This is a genomic window from Aeromonas sp. FDAARGOS 1411 (assembly GCF_019047125.1).
Classification (GTDB): domain Bacteria; phylum Pseudomonadota; class Gammaproteobacteria; order Enterobacterales; family Aeromonadaceae; genus Aeromonas; species Aeromonas veronii.
The window spans coordinates 3434127-3458195 of sequence record NZ_CP077214.1 but is presented as its reverse complement, the minus strand read 5'-3'; the positions used below and the strand labels follow the sequence as shown (position 1 = coordinate 3458195).

Below are 24069 nucleotides of genomic sequence, written 5' to 3'. Positions count from 1 at the left end.
CCTCTTCTCATCTGCATGCCGACCGGCGGATTAGCGTTTGCGCCAGACGGTCAGCTGCGCCACCGTGTGCTGGTATTTGCGGGCGGTCTCGCGGATGACGAAGGGCACATCCCGCGGCGGGCAGTGCTCTTCGAACTCCGCCGCCAGCAGCCGTTGCAGCGCCTGATAGGTGGTGAGCGCCTCGCCGTTTTCGCGAATGCCGCCGAGCCAGTTGGCGGGCGGGGTATATTCCGCCAGCCAGGTATAGGGGCTGGTGAGCACCAGCAGGCCACCGCTGCGCAGCCGGGGAGCTATGTCCCGCAGGAAGCGGGCGGGCTCCCGTAGCCGGTCGATCAGATTGGAGGCGAGCACCAGGTCGTAGTGGTCATATTTGGGCTTGAGGTTGCAGGCATCCCCCTGACTGAAGTGGATGCGCTCAGCCTGACTCGCCCCCAGCCCGTGGCACGACAGGCGCGCCTCGCAATACTCCACCAGTTCACCCTCCAGCGGAATGGCGTAGCGGAAGCTGTCCTGGCTGGCGAGGGCCAGCGCCACATCGATGAAGCGGGCCGAGTAGTCCACCCCGTCCACATGCTTGAAGTGGCGGGCCAGTTCGAAACTGGCGCGGCCGGTGGCGCAGCCGATATCCAGCGCCCGCTGGTGGTTGCTGCAGAGCTCGCCAGCAAGATCAGCAAGCGTCTTGGCGTAGTTGGCTACCCCGAAGTGGCTCGGGCCGTACTGGAAGTCGAGGTACTGAGCGACCAGCGTGTCGGTTTCATAGGGATTCACGATAACGGGTTCCTGATAACGGGAGACCAGATAGCGGAAACCCGCATGCTGGAAGAAGTGACGCCGGAAGGCGTAACGGGAGGATTTGAGCGCTTCGTTACCCGTGCTGATCCAGCTGCCGCCCTTGATCAGGGTGTGCTTGCCATCAAAGGTAGGGGTGGAGAAGTCGTCGTAGAGCGGGTGGATTTTAAAGCCGTCGAAGCCATCGATGGCGGTGCTGGTCCACTGCCAGACATTGCCCACCAGATCGAAGAACTCCCCTTGCGGGCAGGCATCCACCGGGCAGGAGGAGGCGAAACGGGCCAGATTGATATTGCCGGGTGCCTCCGTCCAGTCCGGCTGATCGCCGGGTAGCTGCTCGCGCAGCAGCATCCATTCCGCCTCGCTCGGCAGCTGGATGGGGAGTTCGGTCCGGGCCGCCTTCCAGCGACAGAAGGCAGCCGCCTCCAGCTGGTTGACCTCCACCGGCCAGTCCCATGGCATGGCGACCTGCTCGGTCATCAGCCGCAGCTGCAACTGCCCGGGTTCGGTGGGGTCGCCGACCCAGAAGGTGGGCATCTGCGCCTTGGCGTACTGGCACCAGCTCCACCCCTCCTCATCCCACCACTGTTGCTGGCCGTAGCCCCCCGCCTGGACAAAGGCGAGGTACTCGGCATTGCTCACCAGCATGCGGCTGGCCTGAAACGGGGCCAGCTCGATCTGGCGCTCGCCATATTCGTTGTCCCAGCCGTAGGTGGCGTCCCGCTTGCCAAGGCGCACCTTGCCGCCGGCCACCGGCAGCAGGCTGTTGGCGGGCACCTGATCAATGTGGTGGCGGGCTTCGGTGCAGGCGGGCCAATAAGGCTGCGGCCGCACCCAGGCGAGTGGCAACTGGCGGATCAGCACGCTGGAGGTCTCGAGGTGGATGCGCTCGTGCTCTATCCCCATCAGGATCACCCAGGCCGGGCTCTGCCAGTCGATGGGCAGAGTGAGCGGCATCTGGCGGATGAAATCGCACACCAGCGAACGGACTTGGGCCCGATAGCTGCGCAGCTCGCTGACCTTGGGCCAGTCGTAGTGGGTCTCGTCCAGATCGTCCCAGCTCATCTCGTCCACCCCGATGGCAACCATGGCCTCGATGCGGGCATCCAGCCGCTGGTCGATCAGGCGCGCCGCCAGCAGTTTGTTGATGAAGAAGGCGGCGGTGTGGCCGTAGTAGAAGATGAGCGGGTGGCGCAGCGGGATCGCCTTGTTGAACCAGGCCCGCTCATCGGCCAGACAGTCGAACAGCGAGTCGTAGAGATCGAAGGTCTGGCAGAAGTAGGCGAGCAGCTCGCGCCGTTTCTGCTCGGGATCGCTGCCGGTCAGAAACGGGGTGCGAGTCGGCTCCGGCAGACCGGTGGCAGTGGAATAGAGAGGGCTTGCTTGGGTCACGCTCTGACTCCTTGTTGGCAGTGAAGACTGACAAGACAGTGGTAATGAGATTACCTCAATGGAGAGCTTGGTACGCACGAAGTACCACTATTGGCTCAACAGACTGGCAGGGCAATTAAAAACTTCTGCGGGCTGTCAGCGTAGTGACCGGCAGGACGACCCGCCAATCAGCCACGATCATATCCGTTCGAGAATGGTTATTTTCACCAAAATATGGTCTAAATGGCTCTCTTAATTCTTCGTTCTGTTCTGGGTGAAAAAGTTATTTCCTTTTGAATCATTAGGTTAATTTTTGGCTCACGCTTTGCAGAGCATGAAAACCAATTGGCCCTGGATGGCCAACACATAAGGAGGAGAATAGCGATGAAATGGATGATGGTTGTCATGTTGATGGTTGGGCTCAGTGGGTGTCACTGGCTGGATCAGACCAGAGTGACCGGAACGGGGGCTGTGGTCGAGCGCCAGCAGGCGCTTGGTGACGGGGTGACCCGGGTGCTGGCGGGGGTGCCTGCCACCCTCCATCTGGTCGCGGGGGAGCCGCGCGGTATCCTGATCAAGGGGCAGGAGAACCTGCGGCCCTATCTGGAGCTGACCGAGAGCGGCGACAAGCTGGAGATCGAAGTGAAGGAGGGTTACCGGCTCGATCCTACCGAGCCGCTGGAGCTGACCATCACCTTGCCGGTGTTGAACGAACTGGCATTGGCCGGGACCGGCAACGGCGATCTGAGCGGCTTCAAGGGCGATGAGCTGGTGCTGTCGGTGGCCGGTACCGGTGACATCGTTGCCAGTCAGCTGGAGCTGAAACGGCTGGAAGGAAATATCGCTGGCACCGGCAGTCTGGAGCTGGGCAGCGGTTCGGCACAGGCCATCGAGCTGAACATTGCCGGATCTGGCGACGTGCTCGGGAGCGAGATGCGCGGCAAGGAGGTAGAGGTCAATATCGCCGGCAGCGGTGATGTGGCGGTACGGGCGCAGGAGACGCTGAAAGTCGGCATCGCCGGCTCAGGCAACATCGCCTACTGGGGCGATCCCAAGGTGGAGCAGCAGATCATGGGCTCCGGCGGGGTGACCCGCGCGGGCAGCTGATATCAACCGATCACCACAACTGAAACAGGCCCGCAACGGGCCTGTGTTGATCAGAGGTGGCGGGCGTGAAAGCGCAGGTGCGCCTCGATAAAGCTCGCCACGAAGTAGTAGCTGTGGTCATAGCCCTCGTGGCGGTTGAGCTCCAGTGGCCACTCCTTGCTGGCCGCCACCTCGGCCAGCGCATCGATATGCAGCTGCTCGGCGAGGAAGGGATCATCCAGCCCCACATCCACCAGGGTTGGTAGCGGCGTGACCGGCTGGTGGCGCAGCAGCTGGCAGGCATCCCACTCCTGCCACAGCAGAGGATTGCTGCCGAGATACGCCCCGAGCGCCTTCTGGCCCCAGGGGCAGCGGCTCGGGTGGCAGATCGGGCTGAAGGCCGACGCCGAGCGGTAGCGACCGGGCTCTCGCAACGCGGCGATCAGCGCACCGTGACCGCCCATGGAGTGGCCACTGATGGCGCGTCGGGTCGAGACCGGGAAGTGGGTCTCTATCAAGTCAGGCAGTTCGCGGGTGACGTAGTCATACATCTGGTAGTGCGCCTGCCAGGGGCTCTGGCTGGCATTGACGTAAAAGCCCGCGCCCATGCCGAGGTCATAACCGGGATCGTCCGCTACGCCGTCGCCGCGGGGGCTGGTGTCCGGCGCCACCAGGGCGATGCCTAGCTCGGCGGCGATACGCTGGGCACCCGCCTTCTGCATGAAGTTCTCATCGGTGCAGGTGAGGCCGCTGAGCCAGTAGAGCACCGGCACCTTCTGGCCGGTGAGGGCCTGGGGCGGCAGATAGATGGCAAAATTCATCTCGCAGCCGAGCACGCTGGCGTGGTGGCGATAGCGCTTGTGCCAGCCGCCGAAGCTCTTGTTGCTGCTGATAATCTCCAGATTCATCGAAGGACTCCTGCGCCCCGCCCACGATGGCGGGCGGGGTGATCATGCTCAGTAGTGGATGACGGTGCGGATGCTCTTGCCTTGGTGCATCAGGTCGAACGCCTCGTTGATCTGTTCCAGCGGCATGGTGTGGGTGATGAAGTCATTGAGGCGGAACTCACCCTGCATATAGCGCTGCACATAGCTCGGCAGTTCGCTGCGACCGCGAACCCCGCCGAAGGCGCTGCCGCGCCAGACCCGACCGGTCACCAGCTGGAACGGACGGGTGCTGATCTCCTGACCCGCTCCGGCCACGCCGATGATGACCGACTCGCCCCAACCCTTGTGGCAGCACTCCAGCGCCGCACGCATCACCTTAACGTTGCCGATGCACTCGAAGGAGAAGTCGACGCCGCCATCGGTCAGTTCGACGATCACCTCCTGAATCGGTTTGTCGTAATCGTTCGGGTTGATGCAGTCGGTGGCACCCAGCTTGCGGGCCAGTTCGAACTTGCTCTCGTTGATGTCGATGGCGATGATGCGACCGGCCTTGGCCAGACGGGCACCGATCACCGCCGAGAGGCCGATGCCCCCCAGCCCGAAGATGGCGACGCTCTCACCCTCTTTCACCTTGGCGGTGTTCATCACGGCGCCGATGCCGGTGGTGACGCCACAACCGAGCAGACAGACCTCTTCCAGCGGGGCGGCCGGGTCGACCTTGGCGATGGAGATCTCCGGCAGTACCGTGTATTCGCTGAAGGTGGAGGTGCCCATGTAGTGATAGATGGGCTGGCCATCTTTCGAGAAGCGGGTGGTGCCGTCCGGCATCAACCCCTTGCCCTGGGTGGCGCGGATCTTCTGGCAGAGGTTGGTCTTGCCGGACTTGCAGAATTTGCACTCGCCGCACTCGGGGGTGTAGAGCGGGATCACGTGATCCCCCACCTTGACGCTGGTGACCCCTTCGCCGACCGATTCGACGATACCGCCCCCCTCGTGGCCGAGAATGCAGGGGAAGACCCCTTCCGGATCCTCACCGGAGAGGGTGAAGGCATCGGTGTGGCAGACGCCGGTGGCGACGATGCGCACCCGCACCTCGCCCGCTTGCGGCGGCATGACTTCTACTTCTTCGATGGAGAGGGGCTGACCCGGGCCCCAGGCGATGGCGGCTTTACACTTGATGCTTTGAACCTGTGTCATGAATGACATCCTTCTTGTTGAGCAGGGTGAACAGAGATGAGTTCGGGCATTCAGTGTAGTTTCCCGCCGATTTGGTGATAATGAGGGCAAATCTCAAATCACTTTTACACACAGGTAATAATGTTCGGCTGGGAAGGGATCTGTGAATTTGTCAGCGTGGCGGAGCAGGGGGGCTTTACCCCGGCGGCGCGCAAGCTGGGAGTGTCGGTGGCGCAAGTGAGCCGTCAGGTGGCACAGCTGGAGGACAGGCTGCAGGCCAAGCTGCTGCTGCGCACCACCCGTCAAGTGCGGCTCACCGAGCTTGGCGAGATCTACTATCGCCACTGCCGCCAGCTGCTCGACAACCTCTACGAGGCGGAGCTGGCGGTGGGGCGCCATCAGGCGGTGCCGCAAGGGTCGCTGCGCATCACGGCCCCCGTCTCCTACGGCGAGAGCCGCATCGCCCCGCTGGTGAATGACTTCATGGTGCGTTTCCCCCAGCTGGAGGTGACCCTCAATCTCACCAACCAGCTGCTGGATCTGGTGCACGAGGGCTACGATCTGGCGCTGCGGCTCGGCCACCTCAAGGATTCCAGCCTGGTGGCGCGCAAGCTGGCGCAGCGGGTGCCCTATGTCTGCGCCTCACCGGCCTACACCGCCCGCCACGGCATGCCCAACAGCCTCTCCGAGCTGACCCGCCACACCTGCCTGGTGGGCAACAGTGACGAGTGGCACTTCACCCTGGATGGCCGCCCCCACAGCGTGCGGGTGCGCGGCCTGTTGCAGTGCAACAGCGGCCATGCCCTGCTGGATGCGGCGCTCAAGGGGATCGGCATCATCCAGCTGCCGGACTACTACGTGAGCGACCATCTGGCCCGAGGCGAGCTGATCGAGCTGCTGCCGGAACTGCGAGCGCCGGCGGAGGGGATCTGGGCCCTCTATCCCCACAACCGCCACCTCTCCCCCAAGGTGCGACTGCTGGTGGATTATCTGGCCGAGCGGCTGAGCGACCCGCACCAACCGGCGCTGGTGATGCCGATAGGCTAGGGTGCTCCTCGCCCGTTGACTCACCGGTGGTGGGCGACAGGTGCGATGGCCGGAAAATAAAAGAGCCCTTGAGGAATCAAGGGCTCTTTTGCAGGTAACAACCGGATGGTCAGTGACCCATCACTCGATGTTCTGGATCTGCTCGCGCATCTGCTCGATGAGGACTTTCAGCTCGACGGCGGACTGGGTCACTTCGGCGTTGATCGACTTTGAACCAAGCGTGTTCGACTCGCGGTTGAACTCCTGCATCATAAAGTCGAGACGACGGCCACAGGCGCCACCCTTCTTCATGATCTTGTTGGTCTCGCTGATGTGCATCTCCAGACGATCCAGCTCTTCGGCCACGTCGATCTTCTGGGCCAGCAGCACGATCTCCTGCTCGATGCGGGCCGGATCCAGCTCGACCTTGGCTTCGGCCAGACGATCGGTGAGCTTCTGGCGCTGCCATTCGATGATCTGTGGCAGGTGTTCGCGCACCTTCTTCACTTCCACCTGAATACCGGCCAGACGCTGTTCGATCAGCGCCTTGAGGTTGGCCCCTTCGCTGGCGCGGGAGGCGAGGAAATCTTCCATGGTCTGGTCAAAACCGCCGAGCAGCTCGGTGGCAACCGCGTCCATGTCCTGTTCGGCGGCAGCCATGACACCCGGCCAGCGCAGCACGTCGACCGGGTTGAGCTGGCCCTGGCCCGCCTCTTTCATTACCCAGTTGGCGCTGTCGATGATCAGCTTGGCCAGCTCTTCATTAATGTGCAGCTGGCTGGCAGCGGCCTGAGCGGCTTCGAAACGCAGGTTGCACTCCACCTTGCCGCGCTGCAGCTTGGCGCGGAAACGCTCACGCAGAACCGGTTCCAGGCTGCGCAGTTGCTCCGGCAGGCGAATGTAGGTTTCCAGATAGCGCTGGTTTACCGAACGAATTTCCCAAACGGCTGTGCCCCAGTCGCCCTTGAGTTCCTTGCGGGCGTAGGCGGTCATGCTGTGAATCATTGATTGTTCCGGGCTTGATGAAGTGTGGCGGGATTATACCCAGCGGGGGCCGATGCGTCAGCCGAAGTGTTGGTTTTAGCGGCTGATATTTGGGCCGCGATGGCTTATACTCCTGCGCCAATTCAGCCAGCCCAGAGGTCCGTCCCATGTCACGTCCAAGCGATCGCACTGCCGCGCAGCTTCGTCCGGTCACCATTACCCGCCACTTCACCAAGCATGCTGAAGGGTCCGTGCTGGTGGAATTCGGCAACACCCGCGTGCTCTGCACCGCCAGCGTCGACACCAGCGTGCCGCGCTTCCTGAAAGGGAAGAATCAGGGCTGGGTCACCGCCGAGTACGGCATGCTGCCGCGCTCCACCCACTCCCGGATGAACCGCGAAGCGGCCTCCGGCAAGCAGAGTGGCCGTACTCTGGAGATCTCCCGGCTGATCGCCCGCTCCCTGCGCGCGGCGGTAGACCTGACAGCGCTGGGCGAGCACTCCATCACCGTTGACTGTGACGTGCTACAGGCCGATGGCGGCACCCGCACCGCCTCCATTACCGGTGCCTGCGTGGCGCTGGTGGATGCGCTGAACTGGATGGTCGAGAAGGGCATGATCAAGCAGAGCCCGCTCAAGCAGATGATCGCCGCCGTTTCCGTCGGCATGTATCAGGGCGAAGCCATCTGCGATCTGGAATACATCGAAGACTCCGCCGCCGAGACCGACATGAACGTGGTGATGACCGAAGATGGTCGCATCATCGAGGTGCAGGGCACCGCGGAGGCCGAGCCCTTCACCCACGAAGAGCTGCTGGAGATGCTGGCGCTCGCCAAGGGCGGCATTGCCGACATCATTGCGCTGCAGAAGCAGTCACTTTCATAATTTTAAAAACGCGGCATTGACCGCGTTTTTTTATACCCCCACACAAGACAACGACAAGCCAAGCAAGGAGCCAGAATGAAAGCCTACCAGCGTCAATTTATCGAGTTCGCCCTGGAGAAACAGGTCCTCAAATTCGGTGAATTTACCCTGAAATCCGGTCGTAAAAGCCCCTACTTCTTCAACGCCGGTCTGTTCAACAGCGGCCGCGATCTGGCCCGTCTCGGCCGCTTCTATGCCGCCGCTCTGATGGATGCCGGTATCGAGTTCGATGTGCTGTTTGGCCCGGCCTACAAGGGGATCCCCATCGCCTCCGCTACCGCGGTGCAGCTGGTGGAGCAGCACGATGTGGACGTGCCCTGGTGCTTCAACCGCAAGGAGGCCAAGGATCACGGCGAGGGTGGCAATCTGGTGGGCAGCCCGCTCAAGGGGCGCATCATGCTGGTGGATGACGTCATCACCGCCGGCACCGCTATCCGCGAATCCATGGATCTGATCCAGGCCAACGGCGCCTCGCTGGCTGGCGTACTGATCGCGCTGGACCGTCAGGAGAAGGGCAAGGGCGAGCTCTCCGCCATTCAGGAGGTGGAGCGTGACTACGGCGCCCACATCATCGCCATCATCCAGATGAGCGACCTGATTGCCTATCTGGAAGAGAAGCAGGCCGAGCAGCCGGAGCTGGCGGCGCAATTGGCTGCCATGAAGGCTTACCGCGCCCAGTACGGTATCTGAACTCCGCTCACACCGCGCAATAGCTGAATGCGGCGCCCGTTTGCTCTCTGGCAGCAAACGGGCGCCGTTTTTTCATCTGCAAAAAGTGGATCATGTGGCTTGAGCTTACCCTTACAGTAAAGGTTAGGGTTTACCCGTCGGCGTTTTGTGGTGCCGACGGGTTCCGGGGAGGAACAACATGACCACTCATCTTCAATCACCCATTCATCTGCAGTTGCCGCTCAGCGGCATGAGCTGCGCCAACTGCGCAGGCCGCATCACGACCGCCCTCAACGAGCTTGAAGGGGTCGAGGCCACAGTCAACTTCGCGCTGGAGCAGGCGGCCATCGAGTTGGCCAGCCCCGATCGCCTGTCTGCGGTGCTCGACAGCATCAAGAGTCAGGGTTACGACTACGGCAGCGAGACCTTTTTGTTTCAAATTACCGGTATGACTTGTGCCGGTTGTTCGGCTCGACTGAACAAGATGCTGGCCGCGCTGCCCGGCGTTATCTCGGCCGAGGTCAACTTCTCCATCGAACAGGCCCGGATCGTGCTGGTCCCCGGGATGCAGACGCCAGCCGCTTTGCGCGAGCAGATCGAAGCGCTCGGCTTTGGCGCCCAGTTGGCACAAGGCTCGGCCAGCGGCCGTCGCCAGCAGTTGCTGGAGCGGGAAGCGCAGGAGGCCGCTACTGCCCGTCAGGCTCAAACCCGGGTCATCGTCTCGGCTTTGCTGACGTTGCCGCTGCTGGTGGGGATGCTGGCCATGGCCGGACTGTTCCCCTGGCATCTACCCGCCTGGCTGGAGCTGCTGCTCGCCACCCCGGTGCAGTTCTGGATCGGGGCCCGTTTCTATCGCGGCGCCTGGCTCGCCATCAAGAACCGCGCAGCCAATATGGATGTGCTGGTAGCAACCGGCACCAGCGCCGCCTACTTCTACAGCCTCTATCTGTTGTTGACGCTGGGGATGGCTGCCAGCGGCAAGCTCTATTTCGAGGCGAGCGCCATCATCATCACCCTGATTTCTCTCGGCAAGTTGCTGGAGACACGGGCCAGACGCAGCACCCAGTCCGCCATTCGCGAACTGATGGCGCTGCGGCCGGAAACCGCCACCGTCTGGCGTGGCGAGAGCTGGCAGAGTGTCGCCGTCGACGAGGTGTTGCGCGGTGATCGGCTGCAGGTGCTGGTGGGTGAGCGGGTGCCGGTGGACGGCAAAATCGTGAGCGGCGCCAGCGAGCTGGATGAGTCGATCCTCACCGGCGAGAGTCTGCCGGTGCCGCGCAGTGCGGGCGACAAGGTGCTGGGCGGAGCCATCAACCGCTCCGGCGTGCTGGAGATCGAAGCCACGACCGTGGGGGAGGATTCCAGCCTCAGCAAGATCATCGCGCTGGTGGAGAGCGCCCAGATGGGCAAGGCGCCGCTGCAGCAGCTGGTGGACAAGGTCTCCGCCGTGTTCGTGCCGGTGGTGATGGCCATCGCCCTGTTCACCCTGCTGGTGTGGTACGCCATCAGCAACGACTTCGGTCAGGCCTTGCTGGCGGCTGTGGCGGTGCTGGTGATCGCCTGCCCCTGTGCGCTGGGGCTGGCGACCCCGGCGGCCATCGTCACCGGTACCGGAGTCGCGGCGCGCCACGGCATTCTGATCAAGGATGTGGATACCCTGCAGAAGGCCCACGCCATCAAGGCGCTGATCTTCGACAAGACCGGCACCCTGACTCAGGGCAAGCCGGTGCTGGCCAGCTGGAGCGGCAATGACGAGCAGTTGCATCTGGCCGCCGCCCTGCAGCAGGCGAGCGAACACCCGCTGGCACTGGCGATGCGGGAGGCCGTCGGCACAGAAGTGGCGTTGCCCCAGCCGGAGGCAGTGGAGGTGCGGGTCGGGGTCGGTATTGTCGGTCAGGTGGCGGGCCACAGGGTCGCCATCGGTAATGGCTCCCTGCTGGCCCAGCTCGAGATTGAAATGCCGCAACAGGATGAACAAGCCGCCGATGGGGCGACCCGGGTTTGGGTGGCCATCGACGGCGTGGTGGCCGGCATAGCGGCGCTGGCCGATACCCTGCGCCCCGAGAGTCCGGAAGCCATCGCCACCCTGCGTCAGCGCGGCATCGCCAGCTGGCTGGTGAGTGGCGATGCACCGGCACCGGTGGCCCATATCGCCGCCAAGCTGGGGCTGGACGGGGCCTTTGACTCCGTGCTGCCAGCGGGCAAGGTGGAGAAAGTGGAGGCGCTGCGGGCGCAAACTCGCGGGCTGGTAGCCATGGTGGGGGACGGGGTGAACGATGCCCCGGCGCTGGCGGCGGCGGACGTCGGCATCGCCATGGGCTCCGGCTCCGATGTGGCGATGGAGACTGCTTCCATCACTCTGATGCGATCTGACCCGCGGCTGGTGGCCGATGCCATCGACATCTCGGCGGCGACCTGGCGCACCATACAGCAGAATCTGTTCTGGGCCTTCGTGTTCAATATCATCGGTATTCCGCTGGCGGCGTTGGGCTACCTCAGCCCCGAGCTGGCGGGGGCGGCCATGGCCCTGAGCAGCATTACCGTTTTGAGCAATTCCCTGTTATTGAAACGCTGGCAGCCCAGGGCGGCGCACGGGCCAGCATCCAACCCGATCAGTAAGGAGGCATAAATGAACATCAGCAAGGTTGCCAAGGCCACTGGGCTGACCGCCAAGACCATCCGTTATTACGAGAGCATTGGCCTCATCACAGCCCCGGTACGCAGTGACAACGGCTATCGCAGTTACACCGAGGGGGCGCTGCGGGAGCTGCGTTTCGTCAAGCGGGCGCGGGAGACCGGCTTCAATCTGGAGGAGTGTCAGGAGCTGCTGGCGCTCTATCGGGACGAACACAGAACCAGCGCCCAGGTGAAGAAGCTGGCGCAGGAGAAGATCGTCGATCTGCGCGCTCGCATTGCCGGTTTGCAGGCCATGCTTACCTCCCTGGAAGGGTTGGTCTGCTGCTGCCACGGGGATGAAAATCCCGAGTGCCCGATCCTCGACGAATTGGAGAAGGGGTGAGCAAGGACTCACCTGCCAGCGCAGAAGAAATCGTTATTGATTGATTAACTTCTTAATAAGCGGCGCTTTATTGTTGCGGGTCAGGGGGTAATGGTAGACTGCTCGGCTCTTGTACAGGAGTACTCAGTTGACCCAGAGTGTGACACGCCAGGTTAAGCAGGCCATTATGGCCCAGCTCTATACCCATGCATCGTTCAGTCTCCCCTGTTTGGGCGTGTTGGCATTTGGCTGGAGTCTGCTGTTTCACGACTATCTACCCGCCATCGAAGCGCTCGGTTGGCTGGCAGGCACTTTCCTGTGGCTGCTGGGTCGGGGCTGGCACCTGCGCTGGCGTCGAGCCCGCCTGCACCAGACGCCGTTGCCGGTGCTGGAGCGGGAGCTCTTTATCGGAGCCACCATCACCTCCATCATCTGGGCCCTCGGGGTGCTGCTCTACATGGACAAGCTGCCCGATACCTATCGGGCAGCCATGATGATGCTCTCCAGCCTCATTCTTACCGGCAGCGCCATCATGCTGTTTGGTAGCCGCCGTACCCTCTATGGTTCCGCCCTGCCGCTGGGTATGGCGATGCTGTTCGAGCTGGGCAATGGCAACGAGCAGGAGCGGATCGTCTCCTGCATGCTGGCGGGCTATCTGTTTGTCTTTCTGCCGACCCTGTTGCGCCGGATGCGGCGGGATCAGATCGCCTCGCTCCACCACCGTTTCTCCAACGCCGAGCTGGTGGCCGAGCTGAAGGCGGTCTCCGAGCATTTGCGCCTCACCTCTCGCCTCGACGGCCTGACCGGCATCGCCAACCGCGCTCATCTCGACGACTCTCTGGAGCGGGCCTGGCGGCGCTGCCATCGCGCCCGGGCGCCGTTGTCGCTGGTGCTGGTGGATGTGGATTACTTCAAGCAGTTCAACGATCTCTACGGCCATCAGCTGGGGGATGACTGTTTGCAACAGGTGGCGGGGCTGCTGGCCGAGGTGGAGCGGCGCGAGGACGATCTGGCGGCCCGTTACGGGGGCGAAGAGTTCGCCTTGCTGCTGCCCTGCACCGGCATGCAGGGGGCACTGCAGGTGGCGGACAATGTGCGGCAGGCGCTCAAGGAGCTGGCCATCCCGCACCAGAAATCGCTGGTCTCCGGTCGGGTCACATGTAGTTTTGGTGTTGCGACACTGATACCGGACAACAGCATGAAAATCGCCGATTTGATCCAAAAAGCGGATGCGGCACTCTATCAGGCCAAGCATAATGGGCGGGATCGAATCGAAGTAGCCTTGATGGGTAAGGTTGCCTGAATTTAACGTGACAGATTAAAGAGGTTGTCTATGCAATGTCATCGTATCGAAGAGCTGCTGGAGTTGTTGCAGCCTGCCTGGATCAAGGAACAGGATCTCAGCCTGGTGCAGTTTGTTGCCAAACTGGCCCAAGAAGCGGGATTTGAAGGGCCTCTGTCCGAGCTGACCGACGACATGCTGATCTATCACCTCAAGATGCGGGAATCCGACAAGCAGGCGATGATCCCCGGTCTGGCCAAGGATCATGTGCCCGATTTCAAAGAGGCACTGCTCAAGGCGCGCGGAATCAAGTGAATCTTTAGCGGAAGCGCATCACCTCGTGGTGATGCGCTTTTTTGTTGCCGAAAATTGCGATCCAACCCCAATATTAGATACATCTAATCCACACAATTATCATGCTGTTTAAGATATAATCCGCTCCATAACAAATAAGGGAGCGATGTCTTGCAATGGCCGATCACGATAAAATCGATATCAAGGACGTCACCGACAAGGGCGTAACCGGGACCTTCAACCCCAATACGTTCAAAGCCAGCGACGACAGATTCAACCCGGGCAACCGCATCTATGTGCGGGCCCAGAAAGGGTATTGGCAGCGGATGCGCAAGGCCATGGGCTGGTTCTTTGTGGCGCTGTTCGTGCTGCTGCCCTGGCTGCGTTACGACGGGCGACAGGCGGTGCTGTTCGACCTCGGTCACCAGCAGTTCCATATCTTTGGCGCCACCATCTGGCCGCAGGATCTGACCCTGCTCGCCTGGCTCTTCATGATCGCCGCCTTCGGACTCTTCTTTATTACCACCTTCCTCGGTCGGGTCTGGTGTGGCTATCTCTGCCCGCAGACGGTCTGGACCTTCATGTTCATCTGGTTTGAAGAGAAGCTGGAAGGGCCCGCCAACAAGCGGCGCAAGCTGGACGAGGCGCCCTGGAGCGGCGAGAAGCTGGCTCGCAAGGGGGCCAAGCATCTGGCCTGGTTGGCGATCTCGCTGGTGACCGGCCTGACCTTCGTCGCCTACTTCCAGGATGTGACTGAACTGGTGCCAGACCTCTTCACCCTGCAGGCCAGCGGATGGGTGCTGTTCTGGGTGCTCTTCTTCACCATCATCACCTACGGCAATGCAGGCTGGATGCGTGCCATCATGTGTATCCACATGTGCCCCTACGCCCGCTTCCAGTCCGCCATGTTCGACAAGGACACCTTCATCGTCGGCTATGACACCAAGCGTGGCGAGACCCGTGGCGCCCGCTCCCGCAAGGCGGATCCCAAGGCGATGGGATTGGGTGACTGTATCGACTGCGATCTTTGCGTACAGGTCTGCCCGACCGGTATCGATATCCGCGACGGCCTGCAGTACGAGTGCATCAACTGCGGTGCCTGCGTCGATGCCTGCGACCAGACCATGGAACGTATGGGTTATCCGAAAGGGCTTATCAGCTACACCACAGAGCACAAGCTGGCCAACGACTCCACCCATGTGGCTCGGCCCAAGCTGATTGGTTACGGGCTGGTGATGGCGGTGATGCTGGGGGTATTTGTCTACAACGCCATGTCCATCATGCCGATGGGGCTCGATATCCTGCGGGATCGCAACCAGCTGTTCCGCGAAAACAGCGAGGGGCTGATTGAGAACACCTACACCCTCAAGATCCTCAACAAGACCCTGCAGTCCCAGACCTACCAGCTGGATGTGGAGGGCTTGCCCGAGTATCAGTGGTTCGGCCCCCGTGAAGTGACCCTGAAGGCGGGCGAGATCTACACCCTGCCGGTCAGTCTGGCGGTCGATCCATACAACCTGAAACGGCCGGCGCTGGATATCCAGTTCGTGCTGAAACGGGAGGGGGCGGCGCCCGATGACAGCAAGGGCAATCTGCGCCAGGGCAGCAAGTTTATCAGCCGGTTGTAACTGCGTGTGATTGCGGGCCGGGCGTGACACCAGTCCGGTCACCAGTGAGCACGGCAATGCCGGTCAGTAGTGATAGAATGGGGCGCAACGGCGCCCCTTTCTTATGGTGGATGACATGCGTTTCAACTATTCCGACCTCAATCCCGACCTCATCATGGATGCGCTCGATCTCAGTGGCCTGCGGCTCGACTCCGGCCTTATCGAGCTCAACAGCTACGAAAACCGGGTCTACCAGTTTCAGGATGAGGATCGTCTCCGCTATGTGGTGAAGTTCTACCGTCCCGGCCGCTGGAGCCGGGCCCAGATCCTCGAGGAGCACGAGTTTGCCACCCGCCTCGCGGAGGCGGAGATCCCGGTCGCCGCACCGCTCGCCTTCGCGGGCGAGACCCTGCTGGAGCACGAGGGTTACCCCTTTGCCATCTGGCAGAGCGTTGGTGGCCGCCAGTTCGAGGTGGATAACCTCGACCAGCTGGAGTGGGTGGGGCGTTTCCTCGGTCGCATTCATCAGATCGGCGCCAGCAAGCCGTTTCATCATCGGGTGCGGCTCGATGTGGAGAGCATGCTGCACGAACCGCGTCAGCTGCTGGCGTCTGGCGAGTGGCTGCCAAGCGGGCTGGCGAAGCAATTCTTCGGGGTGCTCGACGAACTGATCAAGCATGTGAGCGACGTCATGACCCTGGATGTGGCGCAGATCTCCCTGCATGGCGATTGCCATCCGGGCAACATCCTGTGGCGTGATGGCCCCATGTTTGTCGACCTCGATGATTGCCGCACTGGCCCCGCGATTCAGGATCTCTGGATGATGCTGAGCGGCGAGCGCCACGAGCAGCAGATCCAGCTCGACACCCTGCTGGCGGGCTACGAGGAGTTTATGGAGTTCGACTCGCGGGAGCTGGCGCTGATCGAGCCGCTGCGAGCGATGCGCATCGTTCACTACATGGCGTGGCTGGCGCGGCGCTGGGAAGATCCCGCCTTCCCCCGTCACTTCCCCTGGTTCAATACCGATCACTACTGGCGTCAACAGATAGCGACCCTGCATGATCAGCTGGAGGCGCTGAAGGCACCGCCGCTGAGTCTGATGCCAAACTGGTGAAATAGAAGGGATCTTGCGCGGCAAGCGGGACTCGATCTCCGGCCCTGGCCATTGACGTCAGCATGGCGAAACAATAGGCTTGGCACTGCTTCGGTTCGCCGGGCGTGCCTCACAGTGATCCCTTAACAGGAAACATCATGAAAAAAGTTCTATTTTTCCTTGCTGCCATGCTGATGATCCCCATGGTTCACGCCGCCCCCGAGTTCAAGGAAGGCGTCAACTACGATGTGGTCAAACAGACTGGCAGTGCCCAGCCGGAAGTGATGGAGTTTTTCTCCTACTACTGCCCGCACTGCGCTACCTTCGAACCGATCGTTGAACAGTTGAAGGCCGGGTTGCCAGAGGGTGTGCCCCTCAAGAAGAACCCGGTTGCCTTCCTCGGCCGCGAAATGGGCCCCGAGATGCAGCGTGCCTATGCCGTTGCCAGCCTGCTCAATGCCGAAGCCAAGCTGACTCCGGCCATCTTCACCAAGATCCACACCCAGCGTCAGCCGCCGATGAGCCGTGACGATGTGAAGAAGATCTTCGTGGACAACGGCGTACCGGCTGAAGAGTTCGACGGTGCCGTCGACAGTTTCGCCGTCTCCGGCATGGTCTCCCAGTTCGATCGCAACACCGAGAGCTACAACATTCGCGGTGTACCGGCCTTCCTGGTGAACGGCAAGTACATGGTGAAGATTGAATCCATCACCTCTCAAGAGCAGTTCAACAAGCTGGTGCAGTTCCTGCTGGCCAAGAAAGACTGATACCCCTTGAGTCGATAAAAAAGCCCGCCGGTGCGAACCGGCGGGCTTTTTGTTTTCTGGTGTTCGGGAAGATCAGACCCCGACGTGGAACGCCTGTTTGAGGTTGCGGATAAACTCCGCGTCCCGGCAGAGGGTCTTGCCCGGGCTGTCGGAAATCTTGGCGACCGGGCCGCCATTGCACTCGATCAGCTTGAAGACGATGTTCATCGGGCTGACACCGGGCAGATCGCAGGTGAGCTTGGTACCGATGCCGAAACTGGTGTTGATGCGACCACGGAAGTGACGGAACAGCTGCACCGCCTTGTCGAGGTTGAGCCCGTCGGAGAAGACCAGGGTCTTGTCGGTGGGGTCGATGCCAAGGCGCTGATAGTGGCTGATCGCCTTCTCGCCCCACACCACGGGATCGCCGGAGTCGTGGCGCAAGCCCTGATAGCTGCTGGCCAGCTCGAAGTCGAAGTCCCGTAGGAAGGCATCCATGGTGATGCAGTCGGTCAGGGCGATGCCGAGATGGTCGGTGAACTCGTCCAGCCAGCTGGTGAGGGCGGCGCGCTGGCTGTGCTCCAGCGGGAAGCCGAGCTGCTGGTGCGCCTGGAACCACTCATGGGCCTGGGTGCCGACCGCGGGCAGCTTGTACTTCTGGGCCAGCATATAGTTGCTGGTGCCGCGAAACGCCGGCAGACGCTCCTTGAGGCGACCCACTACCGCATCCTGTACCGCATGGGAGAAGCGGCGGCGGGTGCCGAAGTCGATGAGGTTGAACTCGCTCATCTCGTCGCTGCTCAGCTCCCGTTCCAGCTTATCGATCTTCTGATCGAGCCGATCCAGCGCGTGGCTGACGCCGAACTGGGGGTAGCGGAAGCGGTTGCGCATCTCGCTGATGATGGCGAGCACCGGGATCTCCCACAGGATCACATCCTGCCACGGGCCCTCGACCCGCACATTGATGCGGCCATCCTGCTCGAACACCTTGAGCAGGGAGGCGTCGAGCGGCTTGCGGCGCAGGTGGTCGAGGTAGTCAGGAGTGAAGAAGGGACGCTCGGCCAGAAAATCGAGCTCTGGCCTGGTCAGTCGCAGGGAACCGGCGAGGCGCAGTTGCTCCTCGATCTGCCCCATCATGGGCAGCAGATCCTCTTCATTGCGGCTGTGAAACTCGGCCACCACCTCGGCATCCGGATAGCGATGGAACACCGCCTGCTGCATATGCAGCTTGTAGGCATCGGTGTCGAGCAGGCTGGTGAGGATTGGGGGCATATCAGGCTCCTCGCAGACTGGTGAGGATTGGGGGCATATCAGGCTCCTCGCAGACTGGTGAGCACGATGGAGTTCCCCTGCCGCATATGTAACGTGCAGGCGTCGGTATCGAGCAGGCTGGTAAGAATCGGTGGCATATCAGGCGTCCAGCAGGCGTTGTACATCGATCAGGGTCTGGGCCAGTTCGGCACCAGCCTCGATCATCTGGGTGTGGGCGCTGGCAACCGTCGCGGGCGCGATGCCACGGCAGGCATCGAGATGGACGATCACCCGGAAACCGGCGCGACGCAGTTGCAGCACGCTGGTTTTGACACAGTAGTCGGTGGCGAGGCCGCCGACCAGTACGGTATCGACCTTGCGGGCTTGCAGGAATTCGATGAGTCCGGTGCTGCGCCGTTCTGCCAGGTCGTGGAAGCAGGTGCCGTAGGGATGGAGATCCGGTTCGACCCCCTTCCAGACGAAGAAGTCATAGTCGATGGGGGCGGGCAGGCCGTCGAGCAGCTCGAAGCCCTTGCTACCCGGTACGCAGTGCACCGGCCAGGTGAGGTCTGCGTTGGGCAGATCCAGCGGCAGCAGCATGCCAGCGGGGTCAGAGACGGCCCAGTCGGCATTGGCAGGGTGAGAGTCTTTGCTGCCGATCCGCAGCGTGGCGAGGGTGGCCTGAGCGTTGAGCGCAGCCACAATATCATCACCGCCCGCGACGGGCAGTTCGTTCGGGCAGAGGGGGGTAAAGCCCTTCTGCGCATCAATATCCAGGCTGGCGACGGTTCCCATGATTGGCTCCTGCACATACTATTCGTGTGATATTATCTACCAAACATTAATGGAAGGCGAGCAGGGCGATCGGCATGCTGAGAATGAGTCTGGATATGGTGGTGCTGCGGTTGCATGAGGAGCGGCTCGAGCTGCTGCTCGAGACCCGCGATCGCCCCCCCTTTGCCCACTGCTGGCAACTGCCGGCGCTGCGCATCGACGAGACCCGGGATCGGGATCTGGATGCCGCCCAGCGCCGTCTGCTGGCGGAGTGGGGGCTCGGTCACTGCTACAGCGAGCAGGTCTGCACTCTCGGCAATCTGGAGCGGGATCCCCGCGGCTGGTCCACGACCCTGGTCTATCTCTGCCTTGTGGATCCGGAAGTGGAGGCGATCCACGGCTGCTGGCATCCACTCGCCAACCTGCCGGGGCTGAGCCTCGCCTTCGACCATGCCCAGCTCATCGCCAAGGGGCTGGAGCGGCTGCGGATCAAGAGCCGCTACAGCACCCTGCCGCTGCAACTGCTGGGGCCCGAGTTCACCCTATCCGAGGTGCAGCGCGCCTTCGAAATCATCCTGCAAACACCCATGAATACGGCGGCATTTCGCAAGCGGATCCATCGCGCCGACATTCTGGTGGATACCGGCCGCAAGCGCACCGGCAAACAGCGCCCCGCCATTCTCTATCGGCTGGAGAGCCCCTGCTGCGTGATGTTCGATCAGGTGATGCACGGAGCAGAAGCGTAAAAGAGAGATCGTTGTTGCTATGAATTACAAAGTGAAACTTTCGCTAATTGTGCGAGATGTGGATAAAACCTGTTTTTGTGCTGGCGCCAAAGAGCTTAGCTTGCCCTTCGTTCCATTTGTTGGGCTCCGTTTGCATGAAGATATGCAAGTCTACACACTAGCGACTGTTGGGTGGGCAGAAAATGAACAGTGCTTTTATTGTTCTGTAGAAATGAGTGAAGAATTATTGTCCGATGGTGATTTGATAGACATGGATTTCATTATTGAAACAGCAAAAAATTCCGGATGGGTTGGGTTCAATAAAATTCATAGAGCAGAAGTATGAGAGGGAAGGTTTTAGTTAGCGCCTGCCTGCTGGGTCAGCCGGTGCGTTACGACGGCCAGAGCAAGGGGATCGTCAGCGACTGGCTGAGTGCGCTGGGTGCCGAGGGGCGGGCGCTGGCCTTCTGCCCCGAAGTGGCTGGCGGTTTGCCGACCCCTCGCCCTCCTGCCGAGCGGCAGGGCGAGCGCGTAGTGACGGCGAGCGGGCTGGATGTGACTGCCGAGTTCGACCGTGGCGCCGAGCTGGCGCTGGAAATCTGTCAGACGCAGGGCATTCGCTTCGCGCTGCTGAAAGAGGGGAGCCCCTCATGTGGCAGCGGCCGTATCTATAACGGCCGCTTTGAGGGGGTCTCTGTGGCGGGCGAGGGCAAGACCACCGCCCTGCTGCGCCGCCACGGGATTGCTGTCTTTTCCGAAAATCAGTTGGCCGAGTTGGCTTCTGCGCTCTCTTTGGATTCCTCCCCGGATTTGGCGGCAACCGGCAGCGGTGACTGACCGCTCTGCCACCCCTCCAGCACCTCGTCCTTCTCCTGCCAGCGCTGGTTTAGCCACTCCTGAAAACCGCGCTTGAACTGCTTGTCGTTGAAGTAATCCCCAATCAGCGCCTCATCCACCGGCAGCTCCTCGATCCGCACCTGAATGCGTTTTACCCGTCCCATCAGGAAGTCCTTGAACGGGGTCTCGGCGTTGTCCGGATAGCGGATGGTGACGTTGATCAGGCTGTCGAACTGCTCCCCCATGGCCGCCAGGGTGAAGGCCAGCCCCGCCGCCTTGGGCGGCATCAGATGCTGGTATCGGGAGCGGGAGGCATCGCGCTTCGCCTCGGTGAAGCGGGTCCCCTCCACGAAGTTGATGACGGTGGTGGGGATATGGCGAAACTTCTCGCAGGCATTGCGGGTGGTCTCGATATCCTTGCCGCGCAGGTGCGGGTTCTTCAGCAAAAACTCCCGTGAGTAGCGACGCATAAAGGGCATATCGAGCCCCCAGCAGGCGAGCCCCAACAGCGGGATATAGATCAGCTCGTGCTTCATAAAGAACTTGGGCACCGGCAGCCGGTCGCGGAACAGGTGGCCGAGCACCACGATATCGGTCCAGCTCATATGGTTGCTGATGATGAGATACCAGCCATCCTTGCGCAGCTTGGTATTGTCCTCCACCTGCCAGTCAATACGGGTGGTGAGGCGGATCACCAGCGCATTGCAGGCCAGCCACAGTCTCATGAAGCGGTTGTTGAGGCGGCTGCAGGCGCGACCAAAGGCCGGGATCGGCAGCAGCAGTTTGGCCAGCGACACCAGCAGGATCAGGCTGGCGCACAAGGCGGTGAAAAGGATGGTCAGGCCCGCGCTGATGATCAGCACCAGCGGGCCGGGAAGCAGGGATAGCATGAATGTTTACTGCGCCTTGGTTGCCAGCAGTTGGCTCAGGGTCTGGTCCTTTTCGTGCCAGATCCCGTTCAACCACTGTTGAAACTCTTGTTGGAACTCGGGGTCATTGAAGTAATCCCCCACCAGCTTGCGGTCGATCGGCAAATAGCGGACCTGAACCTTTATTTGCCCGACCCGGCCGCACATGAAGTCCCAGTAGCTGGGGATGCCGTCCGGATAGGCGATGGTGACATCCACCAGTTGATGCAACTGATCACCCATGGCGGCCAGAGTAAAGGCGATGCCCCCCGCTTTCGGGAGCAGCAGATGACGATAGGGCGAGCCCTGCTTCTGATGCTTGCTGCCGGTGAAGCGGGTGCCTTCGACGAAGTTCATCACACTCACAGGAATGTGGCGGAACCTGGCGCAGGCCTTACGGGTCGTTTCAATGTCTTTTCCCTTCAGATGGGGATGTTTTTCCAGAAATTTTCTGGAATATCGCCGCATGAAGGGGAAGTCGAGCGCCCACCATGCCAGACCGAGAAAAGGTACCCAAATCAGCTCTTTCTTGAGGAAAAACTTCAGGAAGGGGATTTTTTGGTTAAAAACCCGCTGCAGTACCAGTATGTCGACCCAGGATTGATGGTTGGCAATCACCATATACCACTCATTCCGGCGCCCTTTGTCCACTCCGACCACATCGAAAGGGGTTCTGATGATGGTTTTCTGGATCAGATTGTTGAAACCGATCCAGCAGCTGGCACAGCCATCGAGCAGCCAGTTGCAGAGGGTGCGCCACCCCTTGAGGGGGAGCAGGAGCTTGAGCAGACCCAGCGAGAAGATGGGGACAAACCAGAAGAGGGTGTTGAAAAAATAGAGCAGGGTGGAGAGGCTGCCGCGCAGTCGCTCTGTCAGCTTGTTGGGCATGAGTCGGGTCCGTCTTGCTGTCGATAAAGGGCCATCAAGTGGTCAGATCTGTGGCCATAATATCAGCCGATTGCCCGTGAGACCATTCAGAGCCGTTACGGGGTTGGACTTACCCTTTCCCTTCTGTCAGCTGCTGCGCAATCGCGACAGCAGCCTGTCCATGGCGCGATAACCGAGCGCCTCGATAAGATGCTCCTTGCCGATGGCGGGTTGCCCGGCCAGATCGGCGATGGTGCGTGACACCCGCAGGATGCGATGCCAGGCCCGGATGCTGAGCCCCAGCTTCTGGATGGCGTTCTCCAAAAATTCGGCATCTTGTGGTGATAGTCGGCAAATATCCTCAATCTCGCGGCTATCCAGCAGGTTGTTGAGCTTGCCGTTGCGACTCAGCATGCGCTCTCTCGCCACCAGTACCCGATCGCGGATCTGCTGGCTCGACTCTCCCCGTTCCGCCTTGCCGGTCAGGCTCCCCTTGGGCAGTAGCGGCACCTCCACTGTCAGGTCGAAGCGGTCGAGAAAGGGGCCGGAGAGCTTGCCGAGGTAGCGCAGGATCTGATCCGGGCTGGAGCGGGTTTGGCCATCGCCATAGTGGCCACAGGGGCTGGGATTCATGGCGCCCACCAGCTGGAAGCGGGCGGGGAAATCCACCTGACGGGCGGCCCGGCTGATGGTGATGTGGCCCGTCTCCAGCGGCTCGCGCAGGGAGTCGAGCACCTTGCGCTCGAACTCGGGCAGCTCGTCGAGAAACAGCACTCCGTTGTGGGCCAGCGATATTTCGCCGGGTCTTGGGTGGCTGCCGCCTCCCACCAGCGCCACCGCCGAGGCACTGTGGTGCGGCGTGCGATAGGGTCTGTGGTGCCAGTGACCGGCGCGCGGGGTGAGGCCACCGATGGAGTGGATGGCGGCGGTCTGTTGCGCCTCCTGCTCGCTCAGCGGCGGTAAGATGCCGGGAAGGCGGCTCGCCAGCATGCTCTTGCCAGTGCCGGGCGGGCCGATGAACAGCAGGTTGTGGCTGCCGGCGGCGGCGATCTCCAGCGCCCGCTTGGCCTGAGACTGACCGATCACATCCTGCAGATCCGGTACATCGGGCAGGCTCTCCGCGTTTTGGGGATCCGGCAGCGGCAGTTCGTACTGGCCCGCCAGCCAGGCGGTGACGACCAGCAGCTGATGGGCGGTGCGCACCTCGGCATCCTGAATGAGGGAGGCTTCGGGGCCGTTCTCTCGCGGTACCAGCAGGGTGCGTCCCGCATCCCGGCAGGCGAGTACGGCAGGCAGTACCCCGAGTACGGGACGAATTTCGCCTGTCAGGGCCAACTCCCCTAAAAATTCGTGATCGAGCAGATATTTTGCAGGTATCTGCTTGGAAGCGGCAAGAATACCGATGGCGATGGCCAGATCAAAACGGCCCCCCTCCTTGGGCAGATCGGCGGGGGCCAGATTGACCGTGATGTGTTTGCTCGGGAACTCGAAATTGCCGTTGAGCAGGGCGCTGCGGACCCGATCCCGCGACTCCTTCACCGAGGTTTCCGGCAGGCCGACCATGTTGAAGGCGGGCAGGCCGTTGGAGAGGTGAACTTCCACTGTAACTTGCGGGGCCGCGATCCCGAGGCTGGCACGGCTATAAACCACAGCTAATGACATAAATCCCGTCCTTGAGTTGATATATGTTCTGACTAACTGCTTTTTGTTGGTTTTTTATTCCAGAGTTCCGGCTGGGGAATAGCCAAAATCAGTGGGGTGTCACAGAAAAAAGGC

At 61.4% G+C, this 24069-nt stretch carries 23 protein-coding genes; 14 read left to right on the top strand and 9 right to left on the bottom strand.

Annotation, left to right across the window (positions count from 1 at the left end; translation table 11 throughout):
• Window positions 1–30: 30 nt before the first annotated feature.
• Window positions 31–2181 carry a 5-histidylcysteine sulfoxide synthase gene (gene ovoA / locus I6L41_RS15610; RefSeq protein ID WP_216959899.1) on the bottom strand — a complete coding sequence of 717 codons (2151 nt, stop codon included), beginning with the start codon at window positions 2179–2181 and terminating at the stop codon, window positions 31–33.
• A 363-nt stretch (window positions 2182–2544) separates the two neighbouring features.
• On the opposite strand from ovoA, the gene I6L41_RS15605 reads away from it, so the two are divergent.
• Window positions 2545–3267: a head GIN domain-containing protein gene (locus I6L41_RS15605; RefSeq protein ID WP_216959896.1), complete on the top strand. Its 723-nt coding sequence runs from the start codon at window positions 2545–2547 to the stop codon at window positions 3265–3267.
• Between the two features lie 50 nt (window positions 3268–3317).
• Here the strand turns inward: I6L41_RS15605 and fghA are convergent, their stop codons facing one another.
• Together fghA and I6L41_RS15595 are read right to left on the bottom strand one after the other, a co-directional pair.
• A complete protein-coding gene (gene fghA / locus I6L41_RS15600) occupies window positions 3318–4154 on the bottom strand; it encodes an S-formylglutathione hydrolase (RefSeq protein ID WP_216959893.1) in 837 nt (278 codons plus the stop codon).
• A gap of 48 nt (window positions 4155–4202) precedes the next feature.
• Window positions 4203–5330, bottom strand: a complete 1128-nt coding sequence (locus tag I6L41_RS15595; protein ID WP_216959890.1) for an S-(hydroxymethyl)glutathione dehydrogenase/class III alcohol dehydrogenase — start codon at window positions 5328–5330, stop codon at window positions 4203–4205.
• Window positions 5331–5450: 120 nt separating this feature from the next.
• On the opposite strand from I6L41_RS15595, the gene I6L41_RS15590 reads away from it, so the two are divergent.
• Window positions 5451–6356 (top strand): LysR substrate-binding domain-containing protein, encoded by a 906-nt coding sequence (locus tag I6L41_RS15590; protein ID WP_216959888.1) that lies wholly within the window; start codon window positions 5451–5453, stop codon window positions 6354–6356.
• A 120-nt stretch (window positions 6357–6476) separates the two neighbouring features.
• On the opposite strand, the gene I6L41_RS15585 is transcribed toward I6L41_RS15590, so the two are convergent.
• Window positions 6477–7340: a YicC/YloC family endoribonuclease gene (locus I6L41_RS15585; protein WP_216959886.1), complete on the bottom strand. Its 864-nt coding sequence runs from the start codon at window positions 7338–7340 to the stop codon at window positions 6477–6479.
• Between the two features lie 146 nt (window positions 7341–7486).
• Between I6L41_RS15585 and rph the strand changes: the two genes are divergently transcribed.
• The 9 genes from rph (at window position 7487) to I6L41_RS15540 (ending at window position 16952) form a co-directional block, all read left to right on the top strand.
• Window positions 7487–8203 (top strand): ribonuclease PH, encoded by a 717-nt coding sequence (gene rph, locus I6L41_RS15580; protein WP_026080315.1) that lies wholly within the window; start codon window positions 7487–7489, stop codon window positions 8201–8203.
• Window positions 8204–8278: 75 nt separating this feature from the next.
• Entirely contained in the window at window positions 8279–8932 is a 654-nt protein-coding gene (gene pyrE, locus I6L41_RS15575; protein WP_005356114.1) for an orotate phosphoribosyltransferase, read from the top strand.
• Between the two features lie 178 nt (window positions 8933–9110).
• Window positions 9111–11540 carry a heavy metal translocating P-type ATPase gene (locus I6L41_RS15570; RefSeq protein ID WP_216959883.1) on the top strand — a complete coding sequence of 810 codons (2430 nt, stop codon included), beginning with the start codon at window positions 9111–9113 and terminating at the stop codon, window positions 11538–11540.
• Window positions 11541–11930 carry a Cu(I)-responsive transcriptional regulator gene (gene cueR / locus I6L41_RS15565; RefSeq protein ID WP_005356117.1) on the top strand — a complete coding sequence of 130 codons (390 nt, stop codon included), beginning with the start codon at window positions 11541–11543 and terminating at the stop codon, window positions 11928–11930.
• A 127-nt stretch (window positions 11931–12057) separates the two neighbouring features.
• On the top strand, window positions 12058–13212 hold the full coding sequence (locus tag I6L41_RS15560) for a GGDEF domain-containing protein (protein ID WP_005339596.1): 1155 nt from the start codon (window positions 12058–12060) through the stop codon (window positions 13210–13212).
• A gap of 30 nt (window positions 13213–13242) precedes the next feature.
• The gene (locus I6L41_RS15555) at window positions 13243–13506 is read left to right on the top strand and encodes a YihD family protein (protein WP_005339598.1); all 264 of its coding nucleotides are present in this window, start codon (window positions 13243–13245) and stop codon (window positions 13504–13506) included.
• A 155-nt stretch (window positions 13507–13661) separates the two neighbouring features.
• Window positions 13662–15113, top strand: a complete 1452-nt coding sequence (gene ccoG, locus I6L41_RS15550) for a cytochrome c oxidase accessory protein CcoG (protein WP_005356121.1) — start codon at window positions 13662–13664, stop codon at window positions 15111–15113.
• Between the two features lie 103 nt (window positions 15114–15216).
• Window positions 15217–16206, top strand: a complete 990-nt coding sequence (locus I6L41_RS15545; RefSeq protein ID WP_216959882.1) for a serine/threonine protein kinase — start codon at window positions 15217–15219, stop codon at window positions 16204–16206.
• Between the two features lie 137 nt (window positions 16207–16343).
• Window positions 16344–16952, top strand: a complete 609-nt coding sequence (locus I6L41_RS15540; protein ID WP_005339604.1) for a thiol:disulfide interchange protein DsbA/DsbL — start codon at window positions 16344–16346, stop codon at window positions 16950–16952.
• A 72-nt stretch (window positions 16953–17024) separates the two neighbouring features.
• Here I6L41_RS15540 and pncB read toward each other — a convergent pair whose 3' ends face one another.
• Both pncB and I6L41_RS15530 read right to left on the bottom strand, forming a co-directional pair.
• Window positions 17025–18203, bottom strand: a complete 1179-nt coding sequence (gene pncB, locus I6L41_RS15535) for a nicotinate phosphoribosyltransferase (protein WP_075116071.1) — start codon at window positions 18201–18203, stop codon at window positions 17025–17027.
• Between the two features lie 138 nt (window positions 18204–18341).
• Window positions 18342–18977, bottom strand: a complete 636-nt coding sequence (locus I6L41_RS15530; protein ID WP_005357452.1) for a nicotinamidase — start codon at window positions 18975–18977, stop codon at window positions 18342–18344.
• 74 nt (window positions 18978–19051) lie between these two features.
• Here I6L41_RS15530 and I6L41_RS15525 point away from each other — a divergent pair, with 74 nt between their 5' ends.
• Genes I6L41_RS15525 through I6L41_RS15515 form a run of 3 tightly spaced genes read left to right on the top strand, consistent with a single transcriptional unit; the run spans window position 19052 to window position 20518 of the window.
• Window positions 19052–19702 carry a DNA mismatch repair protein MutT gene (locus I6L41_RS15525; protein ID WP_201973365.1) on the top strand — a complete coding sequence of 217 codons (651 nt, stop codon included), beginning with the start codon at window positions 19052–19054 and terminating at the stop codon, window positions 19700–19702.
• 19 nt (window positions 19703–19721) lie between these two features.
• Window positions 19722–20027 carry a hypothetical protein gene (locus I6L41_RS15520; protein ID WP_216959880.1) on the top strand — a complete coding sequence of 102 codons (306 nt, stop codon included), beginning with the start codon at window positions 19722–19724 and terminating at the stop codon, window positions 20025–20027.
• Window positions 20024–20518: a DUF523 domain-containing protein gene (locus I6L41_RS15515; protein WP_216959876.1), complete on the top strand. Its 495-nt coding sequence runs from the start codon at window positions 20024–20026 to the stop codon at window positions 20516–20518. Before I6L41_RS15520 ends, I6L41_RS15515 begins: the two co-directional genes overlap by 4 nt.
• Here the strand turns inward: I6L41_RS15515 and I6L41_RS15510 are convergent.
• The 3 genes from I6L41_RS15510 to I6L41_RS15500 form a co-directional block, all read right to left on the bottom strand.
• Window positions 20443–21408: an acyltransferase gene (locus I6L41_RS15510; RefSeq protein ID WP_216959873.1), complete on the bottom strand. Its 966-nt coding sequence runs from the start codon at window positions 21406–21408 to the stop codon at window positions 20443–20445. The genes I6L41_RS15515 and I6L41_RS15510 overlap by 76 nt on opposite strands.
• A 6-nt stretch (window positions 21409–21414) precedes the next feature.
• Window positions 21415–22314 (bottom strand): acyltransferase, encoded by a 900-nt coding sequence (locus tag I6L41_RS15505; RefSeq protein ID WP_216959870.1) that lies wholly within the window; start codon window positions 22312–22314, stop codon window positions 21415–21417.
• Window positions 22315–22440: 126 nt separating this feature from the next.
• Window positions 22441–23955: a YifB family Mg chelatase-like AAA ATPase gene (locus I6L41_RS15500; RefSeq protein ID WP_216959867.1), complete on the bottom strand. Its 1515-nt coding sequence runs from the start codon at window positions 23953–23955 to the stop codon at window positions 22441–22443.
• Window positions 23956–24069 lie beyond the last annotated feature (114 nt).

Coding starts and splice junctions, on each gene's coding strand:
- ccoG (WP_005356121.1), top strand. CDS start 13,662: ATGGCCGATCACGATAAAATCGATATCAAGGACGTCACCGACAAGGGC.
- I6L41_RS15520 (WP_216959880.1), top strand. CDS start 19,722: ATGAATTACAAAGTGAAACTTTCGCTAATTGTGCGAGATGTGGATAAA.
- I6L41_RS15570 (WP_216959883.1), top strand. CDS start 9,111: ATGACCACTCATCTTCAATCACCCATTCATCTGCAGTTGCCGCTCAGC.
- pyrE (WP_005356114.1), top strand. CDS start 8,279: ATGAAAGCCTACCAGCGTCAATTTATCGAGTTCGCCCTGGAGAAACAG.
- pncB (WP_075116071.1), bottom strand. CDS start 18,203: ATGCCCCCAATCCTCACCAGCCTGCTCGACACCGATGCCTACAAGCTG.
- fghA (WP_216959893.1), bottom strand. CDS start 4,154: ATGAATCTGGAGATTATCAGCAGCAACAAGAGCTTCGGCGGCTGGCAC.
- rph (WP_026080315.1), top strand. CDS start 7,487: ATGTCACGTCCAAGCGATCGCACTGCCGCGCAGCTTCGTCCGGTCACC.
- I6L41_RS15545 (WP_216959882.1), top strand. CDS start 15,217: ATGGTGGATGACATGCGTTTCAACTATTCCGACCTCAATCCCGACCTC.
- I6L41_RS15515 (WP_216959876.1), top strand. CDS start 20,024: ATGAGAGGGAAGGTTTTAGTTAGCGCCTGCCTGCTGGGTCAGCCGGTG.
- I6L41_RS15555 (WP_005339598.1), top strand. CDS start 13,243: ATGCAATGTCATCGTATCGAAGAGCTGCTGGAGTTGTTGCAGCCTGCC.
- I6L41_RS15505 (WP_216959870.1), bottom strand. CDS start 22,314: ATGCCCAACAAGCTGACAGAGCGACTGCGCGGCAGCCTCTCCACCCTG.
- cueR (WP_005356117.1), top strand. CDS start 11,541: ATGAACATCAGCAAGGTTGCCAAGGCCACTGGGCTGACCGCCAAGACC.
- I6L41_RS15525 (WP_201973365.1), top strand. CDS start 19,052: ATGCTGAGAATGAGTCTGGATATGGTGGTGCTGCGGTTGCATGAGGAG.
- I6L41_RS15510 (WP_216959873.1), bottom strand. CDS start 21,408: ATGCTATCCCTGCTTCCCGGCCCGCTGGTGCTGATCATCAGCGCGGGC.
- I6L41_RS15590 (WP_216959888.1), top strand. CDS start 5,451: ATGTTCGGCTGGGAAGGGATCTGTGAATTTGTCAGCGTGGCGGAGCAG.
- I6L41_RS15605 (WP_216959896.1), top strand. CDS start 2,545: ATGAAATGGATGATGGTTGTCATGTTGATGGTTGGGCTCAGTGGGTGT.
- I6L41_RS15540 (WP_005339604.1), top strand. CDS start 16,344: ATGAAAAAAGTTCTATTTTTCCTTGCTGCCATGCTGATGATCCCCATG.
- I6L41_RS15585 (WP_216959886.1), bottom strand. CDS start 7,340: ATGATTCACAGCATGACCGCCTACGCCCGCAAGGAACTCAAGGGCGAC.
- I6L41_RS15530 (WP_005357452.1), bottom strand. CDS start 18,977: ATGGGAACCGTCGCCAGCCTGGATATTGATGCGCAGAAGGGCTTTACC.
- I6L41_RS15595 (WP_216959890.1), bottom strand. CDS start 5,330: ATGACACAGGTTCAAAGCATCAAGTGTAAAGCCGCCATCGCCTGGGGC.
- I6L41_RS15500 (WP_216959867.1), bottom strand. CDS start 23,955: ATGTCATTAGCTGTGGTTTATAGCCGTGCCAGCCTCGGGATCGCGGCC.